21 protein-coding genes and 1 pseudogene are annotated in these 17406 nt (G+C 56.3%); 12 read left to right on the top strand and 10 right to left on the bottom strand.

Features of this window, described 5'->3' with window-relative positions:
* The first annotated feature begins 90 nt into the window (after positions 1-90).
* Positions 91-1635, top strand: a complete 1545-nt coding sequence (locus C2U41_RS27050; protein ID WP_000287615.1) for an IS3 family transposase — start codon at positions 91-93, stop codon at positions 1633-1635.
* A gap of 50 nt (positions 1636-1685) precedes the next feature.
* Here C2U41_RS27050 and C2U41_RS27045 read toward each other — a convergent pair whose 3' ends face one another.
* From C2U41_RS27045 to merT, 9 genes are all read right to left on the bottom strand, one after another.
* A complete protein-coding gene (locus C2U41_RS27045) occupies positions 1686-2546 on the bottom strand; it encodes a TniB family NTP-binding protein (RefSeq protein ID WP_000344784.1) in 861 nt (286 codons plus the stop codon).
* Positions 2547-2548: 2 nt separating this feature from the next.
* Complete coding sequence (locus C2U41_RS27040; protein ID WP_000179844.1) at positions 2549-4228, bottom strand: Mu transposase C-terminal domain-containing protein; 1680 nt, start codon at positions 4226-4228, stop codon at positions 2549-2551.
* A 74-nt stretch (positions 4229-4302) separates the two neighbouring features.
* Positions 4303-4971, bottom strand: coding sequence for an EAL domain-containing protein (locus tag C2U41_RS27030; protein WP_001300294.1), 669 nt, complete (start codon positions 4969-4971; stop codon positions 4303-4305).
* 35 nt (positions 4972-5006) lie between these two features.
* Complete coding sequence (gene merE / locus C2U41_RS27025) at positions 5007-5243, bottom strand: broad-spectrum mercury transporter MerE (protein ID WP_000993386.1); 237 nt, start codon at positions 5241-5243, stop codon at positions 5007-5009.
* Entirely contained in the window at positions 5240-5602 is a 363-nt protein-coding gene (gene merD / locus C2U41_RS27020) for a mercury resistance co-regulator MerD (protein WP_001277456.1), read from the bottom strand. Before merD ends, merE begins: the two co-directional genes overlap by 4 nt.
* 17 nt (positions 5603-5619) lie before the next feature.
* Positions 5620-7314 (bottom strand): mercury(II) reductase, encoded by a 1695-nt coding sequence (gene merA, locus C2U41_RS27015; RefSeq protein ID WP_015063453.1) that lies wholly within the window; start codon positions 7312-7314, stop codon positions 5620-5622.
* Between the two features lie 38 nt (positions 7315-7352).
* Positions 7353-7778 carry an organomercurial transporter MerC gene (merC, locus tag C2U41_RS27010; protein ID WP_000522996.1) on the bottom strand — a complete coding sequence of 142 codons (426 nt, stop codon included), beginning with the start codon at positions 7776-7778 and terminating at the stop codon, positions 7353-7355.
* Positions 7779-7805: 27 nt separating this feature from the next.
* On the bottom strand, positions 7806-8081 hold the full coding sequence (merP, locus tag C2U41_RS27005; protein ID WP_000732275.1) for a mercury resistance system periplasmic binding protein MerP: 276 nt from the start codon (positions 8079-8081) through the stop codon (positions 7806-7808).
* Between the two features lie 15 nt (positions 8082-8096).
* On the bottom strand, positions 8097-8462 hold the full coding sequence (merT, locus tag C2U41_RS27000; protein ID WP_001294656.1) for a mercuric ion transporter MerT: 366 nt from the start codon (positions 8460-8462) through the stop codon (positions 8097-8099).
* Between the two features lie 71 nt (positions 8463-8533).
* Between merT and merR the strand changes: the two genes are divergently transcribed.
* The 5 genes and pseudogenes from merR (at position 8534) to C2U41_RS26975 (ending at position 11822) form a co-directional block, all read left to right on the top strand.
* A complete protein-coding gene (merR, locus tag C2U41_RS26995) occupies positions 8534-8989 on the top strand; it encodes an Hg(II)-responsive transcriptional regulator (RefSeq protein ID WP_001166628.1) in 456 nt (151 codons plus the stop codon).
* Between the two features lie 27 nt (positions 8990-9016).
* Positions 9017-10339 (top strand): annotated as a pseudogene (locus C2U41_RS26990) (RHS repeat-associated core domain-containing protein); the annotation flags it as partial.
* Complete coding sequence (locus tag C2U41_RS26985) at positions 10336-10608, top strand: MafI family immunity protein (protein WP_000787563.1); 273 nt, start codon at positions 10336-10338, stop codon at positions 10606-10608. The pseudogene C2U41_RS26990 and the gene C2U41_RS26985, both read left to right, overlap by 4 nt.
* Positions 10609-10903: 295 nt before the next feature.
* Positions 10904-11203 carry a hypothetical protein gene (locus C2U41_RS26980; protein WP_011872911.1) on the top strand — a complete coding sequence of 100 codons (300 nt, stop codon included), beginning with the start codon at positions 10904-10906 and terminating at the stop codon, positions 11201-11203.
* A gap of 166 nt (positions 11204-11369) precedes the next feature.
* The gene (locus tag C2U41_RS26975; protein ID WP_000791469.1) at positions 11370-11822 is read left to right on the top strand and encodes a hypothetical protein; all 453 of its coding nucleotides are present in this window, start codon (positions 11370-11372) and stop codon (positions 11820-11822) included.
* 15 nt (positions 11823-11837) lie between these two features.
* Here the strand turns inward: C2U41_RS26975 and C2U41_RS26970 are convergent, their stop codons facing one another.
* Positions 11838-12440, bottom strand: coding sequence for a hypothetical protein (locus C2U41_RS26970; protein ID WP_000278322.1), 603 nt, complete (start codon positions 12438-12440; stop codon positions 11838-11840).
* Positions 12441-12701: 261 nt separating this feature from the next.
* On the opposite strand from C2U41_RS26970, the gene C2U41_RS26965 reads away from it, so the two are divergent.
* The 6 genes from C2U41_RS26965 to C2U41_RS26935 all read left to right on the top strand — a co-directional run bounded on the left by C2U41_RS26965 (position 12702) and on the right by C2U41_RS26935 (position 17405).
* Entirely contained in the window at positions 12702-12983 is a 282-nt protein-coding gene (locus tag C2U41_RS26965) for a hypothetical protein (RefSeq protein WP_000575657.1), read from the top strand.
* A gap of 298 nt (positions 12984-13281) precedes the next feature.
* Positions 13282-13818 carry a hypothetical protein gene (locus C2U41_RS26955; RefSeq protein ID WP_000949433.1) on the top strand — a complete coding sequence of 179 codons (537 nt, stop codon included), beginning with the start codon at positions 13282-13284 and terminating at the stop codon, positions 13816-13818.
* A gap of 2 nt (positions 13819-13820) precedes the next feature.
* The gene (locus C2U41_RS26950) at positions 13821-14831 is read left to right on the top strand and encodes a tyrosine-type recombinase/integrase (protein ID WP_000543934.1); all 1011 of its coding nucleotides are present in this window, start codon (positions 13821-13823) and stop codon (positions 14829-14831) included.
* Between the two features lie 4 nt (positions 14832-14835).
* Entirely contained in the window at positions 14836-15705 is an 870-nt protein-coding gene (locus tag C2U41_RS26945) for a 3'-5' exonuclease (protein WP_000997323.1), read from the top strand.
* On the top strand, positions 15702-16193 hold the full coding sequence (locus C2U41_RS26940; RefSeq protein ID WP_000139717.1) for a hypothetical protein: 492 nt from the start codon (positions 15702-15704) through the stop codon (positions 16191-16193). Before C2U41_RS26945 ends, C2U41_RS26940 begins: the two co-directional genes overlap by 4 nt.
* Positions 16194-16529: 336 nt before the next feature.
* Complete coding sequence (locus tag C2U41_RS26935) at positions 16530-17405, top strand: DNA replication terminus site-binding protein (RefSeq protein ID WP_001097010.1); 876 nt, start codon at positions 16530-16532, stop codon at positions 17403-17405.
* Position 17406 lies beyond the last annotated feature (1 nt).

Here is a 17406-nt window from a genome sequence, read left to right as displayed (position 1 = left end):
AACAGTGTCATACGTGGGTCAAATTTCGACGCAAATCTTTACCCTAAGTTGGGGTGCGGACAAAATCTTGGACTACTTTAGGAGTAGTTCATGTATTCGTATGAAGATCGCCTTCGAGCCGTGAGGTTGTACCTGAAGCTTGGGCGCCGGATGAGCGCCACACTACGGCAGCTGGGATACCCCACCAAGAACTCGCTGAAGGCCTGGTTGGCAGAATTCGAACGGAATCAGGATCTTCGCCGAGGCTATCAACGGATAAAACGGCAGTACACCGATGAGCAAAAGCAACGGGCAGTAGATCACTATATCGAACAAGGCTACTGCCTGAGTCACACAATCCGAAGCCTGGGCTACCCAAGCCGCGAGGCCTTGCGTGCCTGGATCCGTGATTTACGCCCTGAATTCGCTAGGACGGTCGTCGGCAGCAGCGCTCCCACAGTCGCCCGCTCTCGCCTCGAGAAGCAGCAAGCCGTCATTGCACTGAACCTGCGCGTAGGTTCGGCAAAGGATGTGGCCGACACTGTCGGTGTATCGCGACCAACGTTGTATAACTGGCAGCATCGATTACTTGGCAAAGTGCCCCTAAAACCCATGACAAAGAAGAAAGGTGACACCTCGCTCGAGCAGCGGCATGAGGCACTACTCAGGGAACTGGCCGAACTGGAGAGCCAGAACCAGCGGCTTCGCATGGAGAATGCAATTCTGGAGAAGGCGAGTGAATTGATAAAAAAAGACATGGGCATCAACCCCCTCGAACTGACAAGCCGAGAAAAAACGAAGGTGGTTGATGCCCTCAGAGTCACGTTTCCATTAGCCAATCTGTTGTGCGGCCTGAAGCTGGCGCGCAGCACATACTTCTATCAACGCCTGCGGCAGACGCGGCCCGACAAGTACACGCAGGTGCGTGAGGTCATTCGGACTATCTTCGAGGACAACTACCGCTGCTATGGCTATCGACGCATTGATAGTGCCTTGCGCCTTGGTGGCATGCGTGTGTCCGAGAAGGTCGTGCGTCGCTTGATGGCGCAAGAGCGTCTGGTCGTGAGAACACCGCGCCGCCGGCGCTTCTCGGCGTATGCTGGCGACCCGACACCAGCGGTCCCGAATCTGCTGAATCGCGACTTTCACGCGTCGGCGCCGAATACGAAATGGTTGACCGATCTGACGGAAATACACATTCCGGCAGGGAAGGTCTACGTCTCGCCGATCGTCGATTGCTTCGATGGGCTGGTGGTGGCCTGGAATATCGGCACCAGCCCGGATGCGAACCTGGTCAATACCATGCTGGATCACGCGGTACGGACACTGCGACCCGGTGAGCATCCGGTTATCCATTCGGACAGGGGCTCGCATTATCGCTGGCCTGCGTGGATCCGCCGCACTGAAAATGCCCAATTAACGCGGTCGATGTCCAAAAAGGGCTGCTCGCCAGACAATGCTGCATGCGAGGGCTTTTTCGGACGATTGAAGACCGAACTAATCTACCCGAGGAATTGGCAGCACGTGACGCTGAAAGACCTCATGACGCGAATCGATGCCTATATCCACTGGTACAACGAGCGCCGCATCAAAGTGTCGCTTGGCGGGCGTAGTCCCATCGAGTATCGTCATGCGGTCGGATTGATGTCCGTATAAACCGTCCAAGAAATCGTCCGCACCCCCAGTGGGTCAATTTTAGATGCAACTCAACAGGCCATGCTGAGTGTGCGATGGTTGATCGCTTCCTCGCCGCTCTCCACGGCGACGATGGCCGCCGCCATCAGCAAGTGCGCCAGTTCCCCTATGGTGCCCTCGCTGCGTGTGAGCAGGTAGCGAGCCATGTCCAGCGTGGCAATTGGGGAAGGCCGGCGCAGCGGGAGCGAAGCGGCGAAGCTGGCCAGCAGTGAGCAGCAATCGTCGTTGGCCTCCCATACCGGCAGCATCATCGGCTCGAAGCGATTTTCCAACTGGTCATCGGAGCGGATGGCTAGGTAGGCGTCGCGCGTGCCTACCCCAACCAACGGGATGCGCAGTTCGTTGCCGAGGAAGCGCAGCAGGTTGAGGAATTCCCGGCGGTTGACGCTGTTGCCGGCCAGCACGTTGTGCAGCTCGTCGATCACCAGCATGCGCACGCCGACCTTGCGCAGCAGTGCCAGAGCCAGTTGCTCCATTTCCGGCAACCGTGGGCGTGGGCGCAGCGGCGCGCCCATCGCGGCGAGCAGCGCGACGTAGAAGCGGATCACGGACGGCTCGGACGGCATCTGCACGACCAACACCGGGATGTGCTCCTGGTCGGCGTCGGAGCTGGCCGGGTGGGTGCGGCGGAACTTCTCGACGATCATCGACTTGCCATTGTTGGTCGGGCCAACCAGCAGCAGGTTGGGCATGCGTTGCTTGTTTGGCCACGCATAAAGGGCTTCCAGCCGGTTCAGCGCCTCGACTGCGCGCGGATAGCCGATCCAGCGGTCGGCGCGAAGGCGCTGGATGCGCTCGTCCGCCGGAAGACGGGCCAAGCCCTGGGCCGCCGGCAGCAGGTGGGACAGGTCGATGATGGGATATTCGTCCACGGCTACCACTCCTCAATCTGGTCGAACGGTTTGGCGGGTGGCAAGTTGTCTGCCTGCGGGTCGGCAATATCCGTATCCGGCGGAACGGGCTTGTCCGGCCGAGCTGATGTCTTGAGGTGCTGGCGGCGATCCGCGTCACGCCGCGCCTTGCGTGTGGCCTTCTGCGCGCTGGTCACAATCTCACGCATCTGGCCGATCATGCGGAACAGCGCCGACTCATCCACCTGTTCGCGCCCTTGCTGCCGCAGTTTCGCCAGCGCCTGCCGTTGTTCCCAGAGGGTGACAGCCGGATGCGACAAGGTACGGTAGGGAATTTCCAGGTAATGCTGTCCCTCCGGTTCCAGGACCCAGATACGGCTGATGTCGCGCGGATCGCGCCGGATCAGAAAGGACGGCCAGCGTTCACGCCGCGCAATCCACGGCTTGAGCGCATCGGCGTAGTAGTGGATGTGGTCGATGACAAAGCCGGTGCGGGTCAGCGTGCGCCGGAGGATCGGCAGAAAATCGACCAGGAACGAAGTAGCGCGTGTGACGACGGCCGGTACGCCGACACGCGCCACGGCCTCGGCCCAGCGCGCGGCCGGCGGTTGGAGCAGGCCGTTGTGCACCGAACCGTGGTAGGTGCCGACCGCCAATGTGAGCCAGCGCTCTAGCTCGCGCAGCGTCAGGGCGGCCTTGTTTTCGGAATCGTAGTCGCCGCGCTGGTCAGGGTTGGAGAAGGTCGTTCCCGGCAGTTCGTCGTGAATCATCTGCATCGCCGTGCCGATGATCCGTTCCACGATGCCGCCATAGTGCGGCTGTCCCAGCGGGCGATAGTCCAGCCGGATGCCATGCTGCTCGCAACCCCGGCGCAGGGCCTCGCTCTTGAACTCGGCCGCGTTGTCTAGGTAGAGCAGCAAGGGCTTGCCGCTCATCTGCCAATCCATTTCCACGTTCAGTCCTTCCAGCCAAGGGCGCTTGTCGCAGGCGACATGCACGAGGCACAGGCCAACCGAAACGGCAGACGGCGCTTCCAGCGTGACGACCATGCCGAGCACGCAGCGGGTGAACACGTCGATGGCGAGGGTCAGGTACGGGCGGCCAATAGGTTGCCGGTCGCGGTCATCGACCACGATCAGGTCGATGACCGTATGGTCTATCTGCACCTGCTCCAGCGGCGCGGTCACGGCAGGAGGCTCGCCGCCCACACCTTGTAGGTCACGAGCGGCATCCTGGCCTTCCCGCCGGCGGATGACCTTGCGCGGGTCAAGGCTAGCGATCCGTAAGGCCACGGTATTGCGCGCCGGCACTCGCAGTTTTTGAGCCTTGCACACCTGAGTGACTTCGCGGTGAAAGGCCGCTAGGCTGCGCTTCTGCTTGGTCAGGAACCGCTTTTGCAGTAGCTCGTGGATGACGCGCTCGACCGGTTCCGGCAAGCGCCCCTTACCTTTACCTCCACCGGACTGGCCGGGCACCAGATCCGTCACGAGGCCGCTGCCTTGCCGGGCACGCCGGATCAGAACGTATACCTGGCGCCGAGACAAGCCCAGCGCCTGAGCCGCCATATCGGCCGCTTCGTGCCCGACCGTCTCCGACTGCGCCAACGGACTGATGATCTCCGCACGACGGCGCGCACGCTCCCAAGCCTCATCAGGCAGAGTGGCCACGCCTTGTTCTGGAATCCGTGGGGTGTCCGTCGCCATGCTCACCTCGCTTTGGTGCACACGAGTATTGAGCATAGTCGAGATTGGTGCAGATCACTTCTGATATTGAACTGTCAGGAGCTGGCTGCACAACAGCCATTACGCCCAATCAACTGGTGCAGTCGTCTTCTGAAAATGACATCCATGCCCAGCCCGTGCGCGAGCTGGATCACCGCCCGCACGATAGTTTGGTCACGGGCATCATCCGGGAGCCTGGCGACAAAGGATTGGTCGATTTTCAATGTGGTGATGGGGCAGCATTTCAGATGTTGCAGGCAGGAATAGCCGGTGCCGAAGTCGTCGGCGGCGAAGCGCACGCCGATGGCGCGCAAGGCGTCGAAACTGGCGAACAGGGCTGGATTGCCGAATGCGACCGATTCGGTCAGTTCGATCTCCAGAAGCTCGGCGGGCAGGGCCATATCGGCCAGCACCCGCTTTACCTCGTCGTCGAACGTTGGCCCAACCTGGCTGGCGGACACATTGATGGCAAGACGGAACGGTTGCCATGCCGGTCCTTGCCACTTGTGCATCTGGCGACAGGCCTCGCCCAGCACCCACGCGCCTATTTCCGGCATCAGGCCGAACGACTCGGCCAGCGGCAGGAACTGGCCGGGCGGCAACAGGCCAAGCCTCGGATGCCGCCAGCGCATCAACGCTTCCGCGCCAGCGATCCGGTGATCGCGCAGATCGACCAGCGGCTGGTAATGCAGGTCAAGCTGTCCGCGCGCCGCCGCCTGCGCCAACTCGGCCGCCGTCCATCCGGCGGGCTGCGAACTCGTCATGATCCGCCCCGGAAGGCGCGCAGCAGCCGCGTTACGGCCAGAACGAACAAGCCGGTCAGCGCGAGCGCGGCAACACCCCAATGCTCGCCAAGGAAGGCACCGGCGGTCGTCCCGGCCAGCACGGCGGCGAGAATCGGCAGATGGCAGGGGCAGGTCAACACGGCCAGCGCACCCCACAGGTAGCCGGAAACGGGTTGGCGCGTCTCGGGCGGCAGTTTGTCAGGGGCGTTCACGGCAATGCCTCCTCGTGCGCCCGCTCGGCTGGCATGGAGGCCAGTTGCGCGTCCAGATGGGCCAACGCCGCGCGCCGCCGCTCGACCAACTGGCGCAGCACGGCAAGCTGCGCTGCGGCTTGTGCGCCGTCCGCTGCGTCGAGCGCACGGCACAGCCGCGCCAGGGCATCCAGGCCGATACCCGCCTCGAAGGCCGCGCGCACGAAGCACAGCCGTTGCAAGGCCGCATCGTCGAACACGCCGTAGCCGCCCGTGGTGCAGGCCACCGGCCGTAACAAGCCGCGCACCAGGTAGTCGCGCACGATATGTACGCTCACCCCAGCGTTATGGGCCAGTTGCGATACCGTGTAGGCGCTCATCGCACACCTCCTTGTCCTCACCCGGCGCAGCAGGAAAGCTGCTTCACATCCTTGTTGAAGGTCTGCGCCGCGAGCTTCAACCCTTCGACCATCGTCAGGTAGGGGAACAACTGGTCGGCCAGTTCCTGCACCGTCATCCGGTTGCGAATCGCCAGTGCGGCCGTCTGGATCAGTTCGCCCGCTTCCGGGGCCACTGCCTGCACGCCGATCAGTCGTCCGCTGCCTTCTTCAACCACCAGTTTGATGAAGCCGCGCGTGTCGAAGTTGGCGAGCGCGCGCGGCACGTTGTCCAGCGTTAGCGTGCGACTATCAGTTTTGATGCCGTCATGGTGCGCTTCCGCCTCGCTGTAGCCTACGGTCGCCACTTGCGGGTCGGTGAACACCACGGCCGGCATCGCGGTCAGGTTCAGGGCCGCGTCACCGCCGGTCATGTTGATCGCGGCGCGAGTGCCGGCCGCTGCCGCCACATAGACGAACTGCGGCTGGTCGGTGCAGTCGCCTGCGGCGTAGATGTGTTCCACGCTTGTACGCATGCCGGGGTCGATGACGATAGCGCCTTGCGGGGTGAGCGTGACGCCCGTCGCATCCAGTGCCAGCTTGCGTGTGTTGGGCGCGCGGCCGGTGGCGACCAGCAGCTTGTCGGCGCGCAGTTCGCCGTGCGCCGTGGTGAGCACGAATTCGCCGTCCCCTTCACCATTGATATACGCGACCTGGCTGGCCTGGGTGTGTTCCCTCACCTCGATGCCCTCCATGCGGAATGCGGCCGTGACGGCTTCGCCTATAGCTGGGTCTTCGCGGAAGAACAGCGTGCTGCGAGCCAGGATCGTCACCTTCGCTCCGAGTCGGGCGAACGCCTGCGCCAGCTCCAGCGCCACCACTGATGAGCCAATCACGGCCAGGCGCTTAGGAATCGTCTCGCTGACCAGCGCTTCAGTGGAAGTCCAGTACGGAGTGTCTTTCAGGCCGGGAATCGGCGGCACGGCCGGGCTCGCGCCGGTGGCGATCAGGCAGCGGTCGAATGCCACCACGCGCTCGCCGCCGTCGTTGAGTTGCACGATCAGGTTGCGATTGTCCTTAAAGCGGGCGGAGCCGTGCAGCACAGTGATCGCCGGATTGCCCTCCAAGATGCCTTCGTACTTGGCGTGGCGCAGTTCATCGACGCGGGCCTGCTGCTGGGCCAGCAGCGCCGTGCGCTGGATGGTCGGCGTGGTAGCGGCGATGCCGCCATCGAACGGGCTTTCCCGGCGCAGATGGGCGATATGGGCGGCGCGGATCATGATCTTGGACGGCACACAACCGACATTGACGCAGGTGCCGCCGATGGTGCCGCGCTCGATCAGCGTGACACGTGCGCCTTGCTCGACGGCCTTCAGCGCCGCTGCCATCGCGGCCCCGCCGCTGCCGATGACGGCGATATGCAATGCGCCGCTGCTACCCGTCTTGTCGTTTCTGCCCAGCAGATCGCGCATCTTGTCGAGCAGGCCGGCGCGGTTGTCCGTCGGTGGCGCATCGGCAAGCGTTGCCTCGTAGCCCAGTCCGGCCACGGCGGTAGTCAGCGCATCCGATGACGTGCCCGCCTCAATGGCGAGTTGCGCTGTGCCCTTCGGATAGGACACCAGCGCCGATTGCACGCCGGGCACTTTCTCCAAGGCTTCCTTGACGTGAGCCGCGCACGAGTCGCAGGTCATCCCGGTGATTTTCAGGGTGGTCATGTATTTTTCCTTTTCTGTGGTGGCTACGGCTGTTGCCGTCAGCCACGTTGTTCTGGCAATTCACAGCTGTCCGGCCCGCAGCGGCGATGTGCTGGCGAGATGAAATCCCAGACCGACACCCCAACCATCAAGGCCAGGCCGACATAGAGCAGTCCACCGCTCTGCCAGCCGTAAGCCCGCATTAAAAACACCGCTGCCAGCACCAAGATCGGGCCTATCGTGCCGAGCGCCGTGCGTCGCCACTGTCGATGATTGAGCCAAGCGATAGCATTGGCGAGTAACGCGATGCCGGCGAACATCGGCAGCAGGATGCCAATGAATAGCCCCTCGTACTGGCTCAAGAAGCCCAGTCCGATGGCCGCGCCAAAGCTGGCGATGGCAGGAAAACAGGCGGCGCAGCCCATCGCGGAAACGACGCTGCCGAGCGCGCCGGTTTTGCCAGCGATGCGCGTGATGAGTCCCATGTGTCGCTCCCGAGTTCGGTTAACGGATCAGCGTTTGAGGCTGGACGGATAGCCCGCGTCCTCGGTCGCCTTGGTCAACTTCTGGACGTTGGTCTTGGCATCGTCGAAGGTGACGACGGCCTGGCGCTTGTCGAAACTTACGTCGGTCTTGCTCACGCCCTCAACCTTGGAAAGCGCGTGCTTGACAGTGATCGGGCAAGAGGCGCAGGTCATGCCAGGCACGGACAGCGTGACGGTCTGGGTGGCGGCCCACACGGGGGCAACAACGGCAGCGAGGGCGAGGGCGGCAAACAGTTTTTTCATGATGAACTCCTGTGATTAATAGAAAAATGGCATGACGTAGGGAAATCCGAGCGAGACCAGGACCAGCGCGGCCACGATCCAGAAAATGAGCTTGTAAGTAGCTCGCACTTGGGGAATCGCGCAGACCTCACCCGGTTTGCAGGCTTGCGCCGGGCGGTAGATGCGCCGCCAGGCGAAAAACAGCGCGACCAGCGCTGCGCCGATGAAGATCGGGCGATAGGGTTCCAGCACCGTCAGGTTGCCGATCCATGCCCCGCTGAACCCCAAGGCGATCAAAACCAGCGGCCCCAGGCAGCAGGCCGACGCAAGAATGGCGGCCAGCCCACCGGCGAAGAGCGCGCCGCGCCCGTTTTGTGGTTCAGACTTTTGTGGTTCAGACATACGCTTGTCCTTTCAAATTTGGTTTGGATAGCTTAAGCTTACTTCCGTAGTTATGTACGGAGTCAAGCGATATGCAAATTAATTTTGAGAATCTGACCATTGGCGTTTTTGCCAAGGCGGCCGGGGTCAATGTGGAGACCATCCGGTTCTACCAGCGCAAGGGCCTGCTGCCGGAGCCAGACAAGCCCTATGGCAGCATTCGCCGCTATGGCGAGGCGGATGTAACACGAGTGCGGTTCGTGAAATCGGCCCAGCGGCTGGGCTTTAGCCTGGACGAAATCGCCGAGCTACTGCGGCTGGAGGATGGCACCCATTGCGAGGAAGCCAGCGGCCTGGCCGAGCACAAGCTCAAGGATGTGCGCGAGAAGATGGCCGACTTGGCACGCATGGAGGCCGTGCTGTCTGAACTGGTGTGCGCCTGCCATGCGCGGAAAGGGAACGTTTCCTGCCCGCTGATTGCGTCACTGCAAGACGGAACGAAGCTCGCTGCATCGGCGCGGGGGAGTCACGGGGTGACTACGCCTTAGCGTGCTTTATTTTCCGAATTCTGAGACGACCCCAATCTCAGCTCATCAGTCAATCAGTCACTCGGTTATGACGCGGTTGGCCGCATCACCTCTGCTGAGGGGCTCTATGGCGTTTTGGGCTATGGCTATGACGCCACCGGCAACAGGACCTCGATCACGACCGATGGCCTGAGCCAAAGCTACACCATCAACTACATGAACAACTGGCTGGTGAAGACTGGGCAAACCTCCAGAAGCTATGACGCCAATGGCAACCTGACGAAGCAGGGGGCGGATACCTTCACCTATGACAGCCAGAACCGGCTGGTGGCCGCAACGGTCGCTGGAGTGACAGCAGCTTACACCTACAACCATCTGGATCAGCGTGTAACTAAGACCCTAAACGGCCAGACCCGCCTACTGATTTACGGCTTGGCAGGAAACCTCATCGAGGAGCTGGACGCAGCCACTGGAGACGTGCTGGCGGAGTATATCTGGCTCGATGGCACCCCCTTGAGCTTTGCTCAGTCAGGACAGACCTATCAAGTCCACGTCGATCATCTGGGCACCCCGAAGGCGCTAACCGACGCCAGCGGCCAAGTGGTTTGGAAGGCGAGCTACAGCCCGTTCGGTAAGGCCAGCATCACCACTCAGGGGCCGACCTTCAATTTGCGGTTCCCAGGACAGTATTACGACGCGGAGACCGGGCTCCACTACAACTGGCGGCGTTACTACGACCCGAATACCGGGCGTTACATCACCAGTGACCCGATTGGGCTGGCTGGTGGGATTAACACCTATGCCTATGCGCTGAGCAACCCGATAGGCAATGCAGATCCAACAGGGGAGTTTGTGCCGCTTCTTCTGGGGGCTTATGTTGCCATAGACTTTGCCTTGAGCGCTTGGGACGCCTATGACACCTTCAAGACCATCACCAGTGATTGTGCGACCTCAAGAGAAAAGTGGATTTCCGGGGGGCTTTTTGCTGCTGGGATTATCCTGCCTGGCAACTATAAGGCGCTAGGGAATGTTGCGGAACGCGCTTTTAAAAATACGGCTGATGATTTTGTAGACCTAGCCAGTTCCCAGAGACGTAAGCATATTCTTGATGGTGACGCCACTGGTGGAGGGCATCGAGCAGGAACAGGCAAGCCTGGAAAAAGTGAGTTTCCTCAAAGTTGGTCTGATGAAAAAATTATGCACGTCATTTCCGATATAGCTACCGATCCAAATGTTTCTCGAAAGGCTGGGCGCGGTGGTAGGACTATTGCAGAGGCAGTTAAAGAAGGTATTAATGTTCGTGTAATACAAGAATCTAATGGTGATATTGTTTCAGGTTTTCCAACAAACGTACCAAGGAATCCAAAATGAAAAATGAATATAGAGAAATTGAATCCACGCTAGATCTTTTGCTTATGGTGCTGTCTGATTCGTTTTCTGAATCTGAAAGTATAGAAGTGCAAGAATTTATTGATGTGGGTGAGTATGGAATCGCACTAGAAACTATCATTGACATTATTAATGAAGAGTCAAAGAACATAACAAATGAAGCTGAGTTTCTGATTGAAAAAGCAGGGAGGATAATGAATATGGATACTACATCCATTGTAGATAAGATTTCAAAACATATAGATAAATAATAAGATGAAAAAAACCGGTTTAAAATATAGAGCAGTATATCTGCTTGGATTTCCGTTAGCTGGAGCCTTTATAGGAATTGCAGTGTTCGCTTTATTAAATTATGTGAATGGGCCTCTAAGCAAATTCGCCTTATATCTGTCCGTTGGTGTTTGGGGGGGGGTATGGAGTGTTCTCAGGAATCTATGGATACTTAAATCTAAGGAAAATATTAAAGTTAAAGAGAGCTAATGAGGAATCCAGGGATTAAATACGGCTCACATGGTTCTGCTATTGGCGCAGCATTGGGGACGGCTTATGGAAATCAATAACTGGTTTGATTTTATTATATACACAATTTATTTCTTTGGGGTTGTGATAGTTATCCTTCCTACTGGGGTTATCTTTCTTTGGTTGACATTGAAAAATCTAGTCAAAATGAGAGCCCCGAGATACGAAAAAAAGCACTACAAGTATTTCTCTGCAAGAAATAGATTTGAAGTGTGTGTTGCAGGTGTTTTTTCTGTGGCTTTTTCTGTTTGGTATCTGTTTTTTGCCAAAGGGGGAAATCTGTTTCTTTATCCGTCAGAGGTAATGAGATTTTTTTCAGGCGGATGATAGTGTGGATCAGGCTCTGGCGTTGGCCCAGCCGCCGCCAGCGGCCAAGTGTTTGGAAGGCGAGCCATCATAGAGTCAGTAGAGAGAGATACTTTTGGAAATCAATAGTATTATGATTGGTACAAATGAGTTGTAGCTCCATATTTTAAAGGGGGATTTCAGAGAAATGAAGAATAAGAAGGTAATAACTTTGATAATGGCCGCAGCCGCATCATGCTCGTCAGTCTATGCCGCGACATTACCGACCAGTGAGGTAGACGCATACATACTTGCGATGAACACCATGTCACCTATCACTGCAAAGTACACCATCCAGTACAAGCAAGCGGTTGAGCAGAAATGCAATACAGCCCTGAGCGTTGAGCAGCTCAACTCAAAGGCATTCACCAATGTTGTCCAGGCAATGGTGAGTAGTGAGACCGTCGATAGAATGGGGCTTGATGCTGCTGGTGGATCACTCCAGGATACCCTGTCTGTGATCGGCAAGAACGTCACATGCAGTGACCTGAACGCGCCATTTAAAGCACTCTTGGATGATAAGGACTTCACCAGAAAGCATCAGCACCTATCGAAGGTGCTGCATACTTGGAATGAAGTTGTTTCTCAAAGCAAACCCTGAGTAACAAAAAGGAGCCTAACTGGCTCCTTTTTTAATGGGGATGATGTTACGTTCGTGGACGTTATTTTCACTCGGGATATGTAACGTTGAAAAAGGCGTACCGACAAGAGAGTGGTCACATAGCTCTCCATAATAGATGAGCGACAAAATCTCTTGCTCGTTGATTTTTCCCACCTTAAAAAGGTAATTGATTATTGCTGTATCCAGTAGGTCGTGACACCCATTAAGCAGATCCACGATATTGGCCGCAGCTTCATTTTCCTCTCCGTCATCTCGACCGGCTAATACTGATTCAACCCAAGCCTCAAGGCTCGGATGTCCCTCAGCGAGCTCTATTTGACGGCACTCGTTCTCGATCAACCCTGTGATTGCTTCGTTGAGCGTTCCGCCATAAGTCGGCATGTTGAGAACAACTCCAAATCCGGGGATTTCTTTTTGGATTGGCTTCGCATCCTTGGGAGCTGATTTCAGCCACAGGAAAAACCAGATCCCAGAGCTTATGTCTTCCGGCTTGACCTGGTTGGCCGCAAGGAATTTGGAAACCTCGTTACAGATGATGCCATCTGGCGCTGCCATCTCGTAAATACCCGCCATCAGATCTTCAAGGCTCTTATACATATTATCTCTCGCACCTGTACATGATGTTTTCACTATCGTTGTTAAGCGTTTTTTCAGCAAGTATGTTCCAGCGAGACATCTTATACCATTCCATCCAAATCTGTAAAATTACCGTATTACCGTAATTATGATAATTACGGTAAATAAATTTGAGTTCCTCTTGCTGTTGTTCTACTTATTAAAATGTATCTTTGAAAAAGTAGAGTTTTTGGAATAGGATAGGTGGTGCTGAATGCCCACTTTTTACAAGGAGCGCGACCAGTGATTTTTGATGTAAGAGCGACCTTTGAAGTGGCACTCCAGACGGACACCCACCTGGTACTTATCGATCTGGATCAGGGAGCATCAGTTACGAACGATGCTGATGCAGTGATCGCCTGGTTGGCCGCAAACCTCGAAGGTGGAATTGGAAAACGTAAGGTGTACTACCGGGACACCGATGGACGCTTTGATGAGCTCAAGGTTAATGCCGGTGCTTTTGCCGGATTTGCACCTTGTAGCGAAGGCCAGCAGACCACCTTGGCTGGGATGCTCGGCCAGTAACTTTGTGTGGAGAACTCGATGTTAAACAAAAACAAATTTGAGAAAGTTTTAAAGAGAATCCTCGATAAGAACTTTGAGCGCTGCTCTATTTGCAGGAAACCATTCCCTGGACCGTGCCATACTTTTGCTGGTTTGGATTCGGACAATAAAGTTCAGAACGTAGGTTCTTGCTGTCGGACCAGTATTGTGGACTTGCGGCATGGAGGTGTGTATACGACCGCTCCTGTAGATACTCAAGAGGGGCAAAGTCAGGCGCGTGAGCTACTCGCAACACATCCTTGTAAGGGGATGATGGGACATGCTTAGCAAAAAAGTCTTTTTCATTAGTCAAGCGGAGGCCGAAAGACTGGAGCCGGTTCCCGGTGCGGCCATGATCTCCATAACTGACCCAGACAAGTCCCCTGCCGCTCTCGGACAGTGGGGGCAGTTGTACCGCGATAGCTTCTATGACGGCGGCTATTCTGAGAACACCATCCACACGATGAAGGCAGCGTTCCGGATGAATTACGCCTCTTACATTGACTCATCCCAGGCTGAAAAGCTGTCCACCTTCCTGGATGGATTGGTTGGTAGCGGTATCGATCAGATCTTCGTTCATTGCTATTACGGAGAATCCAGAAGTGGCGCGGTAGCGCTGTACCTCCAGAACAAACATGGATTCACTCCGAATAAGCCGATCACCAAGCCCAACCGAACAGTTTACGAATTGCTGTGCAATCCAACCAAGTTTGAACCACTGATGCAAAGCTACGAAACGCAACATATGGAGGAGGAACTACCTCTTCACCTCAAAATATGGGATTTTCTTCTCGTTGCGGTCGGGCTTAGGAGGTAACTTTGCACGACACAAACAATGACAAGGAAGAGCTAGTTTCACATGCGAAAGTAAATGTTCCGGCAGAACAAAGCATTCGCGGTGAACTGTTGCCGTCATCGAGCTCGCTCCGGAACATCCAGGACAACCCCGCCGTCGCCTATCTGGTGAGCCTCGGGTCAAAGCGAAGCAGGCAGACCATGAGCTCATTCCTCAACATTGTCGCCAAGATGATCGGGTTTCAGAACCTTCGTGACTGTGCATGGAGCTCAATGAGGCGGCACCACATATTGGCGGTGCTGGAAATGCTGGGGGATGCAGGGAAGGCTCCGGCAACGATCAACACCTACCTGTCAGCGCTCAAAGGGGTGGCTCTTGAAGCCTGGACGATGAAGCAAATTGATACGGATAGCTTCCAGCACATTAAGCAAGTCCGTTCAGTACGTGGATCTCGACTTCCTAAAGGGCGGGCACTTGAACGCCATGAGATTCGCAGCCTCTTTTTCACATGTGAAAGTGATTCAAGCGCCAAAGGGCTTCGGGATGCGGCCATTCTCGGGGTGCTCCTCGGGTGTGGCTTGCGCCGCTCGGAAATCGTTGCGCTGGACATGGGAAGCATGATCTACAAGGACCGCGCTCTCAAGGTTCTTGGCAAGGGCAACAAAGAGAGAATGGCGTATGTGCCTGGTGGCGCATGGAAAAGACTGGATAAGTGGGTTGAAGAGGTTCGAGGAACGCATGAAGGGCCTTTATTCCCGAGGATCAGGCGGTTTGATGATGTGACTGGAGAGCGGATGTCGGATCAGGCCATCTACCACATCTTGGAGACCAGAAGAGTTGAAGCCGGTCTGGAGATGTTTGCGCCCCATGACCTGCGACGCACCTTTGCCTCCTCGATGCTGGATAACGGTGAGGATATTGTGACCGTGAAGGACGCAATGGGCCACTCAAGCATTGCAACTACCCAGAAATATGACAGACGCGGCGATGAGCGTTTGAAGAGAGCGAGCCAACGCCTCGATATAGCGGATTAACAGCATGAATGATGAAGAACTCGAACTTGCCAGAGCCGAAGCCATGAAAGCCGATAGGTGCTTTTCAAAAGGACGGCTCAGGGACGAATTTCGGATGAAGCCTAAGCCAGGAGTAGAGCCAGTTTCGTTCTACAAAAACGGGTATGGTGGCCAATTTGGAGTGTACCGGATAGCAGATTGCCAACCAATGCGGAGAAGGGGTTGTTCACCGGCATCACAAAAGCAAATAAGGGCGCAATCCATCCTTTCGGTCAAGGCAAGAATGCGTAGCAACCTGGCAAAGGCCTCTGTCATGGCACAAAGGTGGGTCGCTCTGGAACCTCTGGTTCTCGATACCGAGACGACCGGACTTGGTGAAAGAGACCAGGTGATCGAGCTGGCTGTTACTGACATCAGAGGCGCGGTTCTCCTCTGCACCAGATTACGGCCAACCGTGGAAATAGACCCTCAGGCAATGGGTGTTCATGGCATCACCGAGACTGAGCTGTCGAATGAGCCTACGTGGACTCAAGTTGCGCCAGCTCTCGCCCGGCTTTTGTCGGGCCGTCATCTGGTGATATTTAACTCCAGTTTCGACAGTAGGATGTTGAGGCAAACAGCCAGTGCATTTGGAGACCAACTCTCTTGGTGGCAAGAGCAGAACTGTCTGTGCGCGATGAAGCTGGCGGCTGATGCCTTTGGCTCAACCAACCGGCACGGCACAATCTCACTTGCGGATGCCACCTGCGAGGCAGGTGTGAGCTGGAAAGGTCGAGCCCATTCAGCAGCGACCGACGCTATTGCCACCGCCGACTTGGTGACAGAGATAGCCAAAGTCCAACGTGACCTCGTGGTCCAGCTCCAGGAGCTTCAAAGCAAAGGTAATTTGGAATGACAGAACAATCCTACGGCGAAAGTCTCAAATTTTTCTCAGACTGGCAGAAGGACCCCGCGAAACGCACCGGCCTGAATGTGCAACACACGCTAACCAGAGGTGAATATCCTACGGTCAGCATCGAGATTGCGCCGATCAGGGCATCGGGGTCCAGCCCAGACTGGAAAAGCAAGATCACGGTGCAGCTCACTCGCGGCGAACTGACGGCGTTTTGCAGCGTTCTCTTTGGTTTGCGTAGCAAGGCTGAGGGTTCCTATCACGGCGACGCGAAGAATAAGAGCTTTGCGGTTTACAACAACGGCAAGGCCGGTGTTGCGATCATCCTTAGTGAGCGAGGAAACCAGCTCCAGAATTTCATCAATGATGACGACCGAATGGAGCTCGCAGTCTTCGCAGTTCGCCAGCTTTCCAACGCATGGAAAGTTACCCCTTCTGATGCCATCGCGCTGCTACGCCAATCAGCGTGGATGGACCGAAATTTGTCCTAATCGAGCAAATCTAGGCACTCTAAAAGTCGTCCTATAACCACAAAGTTAGACCATCATGCAAAGTGGGGTATAGAGGGTGCCAGCCCCACCCCAGCAGTCCCCCTCAGCCACATTTCTGGCTTGCCCCGCGCTTTTCTTCTTTCTCTCTTTTTCTCTCTTTTTCTCTCTTTTTCTCTCTCTTTCTCAATCTAATCTCACACACGAAGGTCAAACAGGGCACCCGCCGACGCGAAGCGGAGGCGTATTCTTGCCCCTCCCCCTCGTTGCATGATGGTCTAAATCTGTCTACTATGTAACCAATGAACTGTTAGAACAAACCCACACATAGGCGGCAGCATGGCTAAAAACTTCATATCAGAACAATTCTCGGCCATGTGCCGCGACTTAACGAACCTGTCCTCTCTTATCAAACGACTACCGCCACGGTACGCAAAAGTTGCGGCCATCCCTCCTACCGGAAAAGGAATGGAGAACGAGCCCGTCAACAAGATTGTCGTAACTGAACAAACTGGGCGCGAAGCTCTTGAGCTGGCAGCGCACAGCTACAGAGATCTTCACATCAACCCAGACTATTCGCAGAAGTCTGCCAGGCGCACCGTGGGGGTACTCTGGTTCTCCCCTTCCAGGATTGGTGTAGCTGACGAAATTGCGGCGACGGTTGAACGCATCAACGCGGCCAAAGCTGGTATCGAGGAGTTCATTATCTCGACGTACCCCACCAGGCAAGAGAGGTTTGAAGCACTTCGAGCGGACTGCCCTGGTGTCATGACTCTCCACCTTTACAGACAAATTCGGTGCTATACCAATGGCGACATCGACTCTATCCGCTTCACCTGGCAACGGAAGGACTCCTTGAAGAAGCCCGTAAAAGAGGAGCTTTTGCAACGCATCAGAGAGGAGCTGGAGCGATCTGGGCCAGACTATCAACTTCCCCTGGAGCAGCTTATCCAGAAGATCGCCAGCACCCCGGAGCCTTATCTCCGGGAGCGAAGGGAAGTAAAGGTTCAACCGGTGGCAAACGTCATGGCCGCAGGGGTACTCAAAACCGTTACCGCGCCAATGCCCCTGATCGTGCTCCAGGATAAGGATGTTCAGCTCAAATTGCTTCGTAACTTTGACGCCTCAGAACAACGCAAAACTCGATCTGATAAAGCGGCATCGGAAATCCTTGGCACCTTCGGTGGAGTCACTATCGAATCCTTCCCTGGATGAA

It is taken from the genome of Citrobacter freundii complex sp. CFNIH4, assembly GCF_002934505.1.
GTDB classification, from domain to species: Bacteria; Pseudomonadota; Gammaproteobacteria; order Enterobacterales; family Enterobacteriaceae; genus Citrobacter; species Citrobacter freundii.
Note: the sequence above shows the minus strand (reverse complement) of the source record. Positions and strands in the feature narration are given on the sequence as shown.

Coding starts and splice junctions, on each gene's coding strand:
- C2U41_RS27050 (WP_000287615.1), top strand. CDS start 91: ATGTATTCGTATGAAGATCGCCTTCGAGCCGTGAGGTTGTACCTGAAG.
- C2U41_RS27040 (WP_000179844.1), bottom strand. CDS start 4,228: ATGGCGACGGACACCCCACGGATTCCAGAACAAGGCGTGGCCACTCTG.
- merD (WP_001277456.1), bottom strand. CDS start 5,602: ATGAGCGCCTACACGGTATCGCAACTGGCCCATAACGCTGGGGTGAGC.
- merA (WP_015063453.1), bottom strand. CDS start 7,314: ATGACCACCCTGAAAATCACCGGGATGACCTGCGACTCGTGCGCGGCT.
- merC (WP_000522996.1), bottom strand. CDS start 7,778: ATGGGACTCATCACGCGCATCGCTGGCAAAACCGGCGCGCTCGGCAGC.
- merP (WP_000732275.1), bottom strand. CDS start 8,081: ATGAAAAAACTGTTTGCCGCCCTCGCCCTCGCTGCCGTTGTTGCCCCC.
- merT (WP_001294656.1), bottom strand. CDS start 8,462: ATGTCTGAACCACAAAAGTCTGAACCACAAAACGGGCGCGGCGCGCTC.
- merR (WP_001166628.1), top strand. CDS start 8,534: ATGCAAATTAATTTTGAGAATCTGACCATTGGCGTTTTTGCCAAGGCG.
- C2U41_RS26985 (WP_000787563.1), top strand. CDS start 10,336: ATGAAAAATGAATATAGAGAAATTGAATCCACGCTAGATCTTTTGCTT.
- C2U41_RS26980 (WP_011872911.1), top strand. CDS start 10,904: ATGGAAATCAATAACTGGTTTGATTTTATTATATACACAATTTATTTC.
- C2U41_RS26975 (WP_000791469.1), top strand. CDS start 11,370: ATGAAGAATAAGAAGGTAATAACTTTGATAATGGCCGCAGCCGCATCA.
- C2U41_RS26970 (WP_000278322.1), bottom strand. CDS start 12,440: ATGTATAAGAGCCTTGAAGATCTGATGGCGGGTATTTACGAGATGGCA.
- C2U41_RS26955 (WP_000949433.1), top strand. CDS start 13,282: ATGCTTAGCAAAAAAGTCTTTTTCATTAGTCAAGCGGAGGCCGAAAGA.
- C2U41_RS26945 (WP_000997323.1), top strand. CDS start 14,836: ATGAATGATGAAGAACTCGAACTTGCCAGAGCCGAAGCCATGAAAGCC.
- C2U41_RS26940 (WP_000139717.1), top strand. CDS start 15,702: ATGACAGAACAATCCTACGGCGAAAGTCTCAAATTTTTCTCAGACTGG.
- C2U41_RS26935 (WP_001097010.1), top strand. CDS start 16,530: ATGGCTAAAAACTTCATATCAGAACAATTCTCGGCCATGTGCCGCGAC.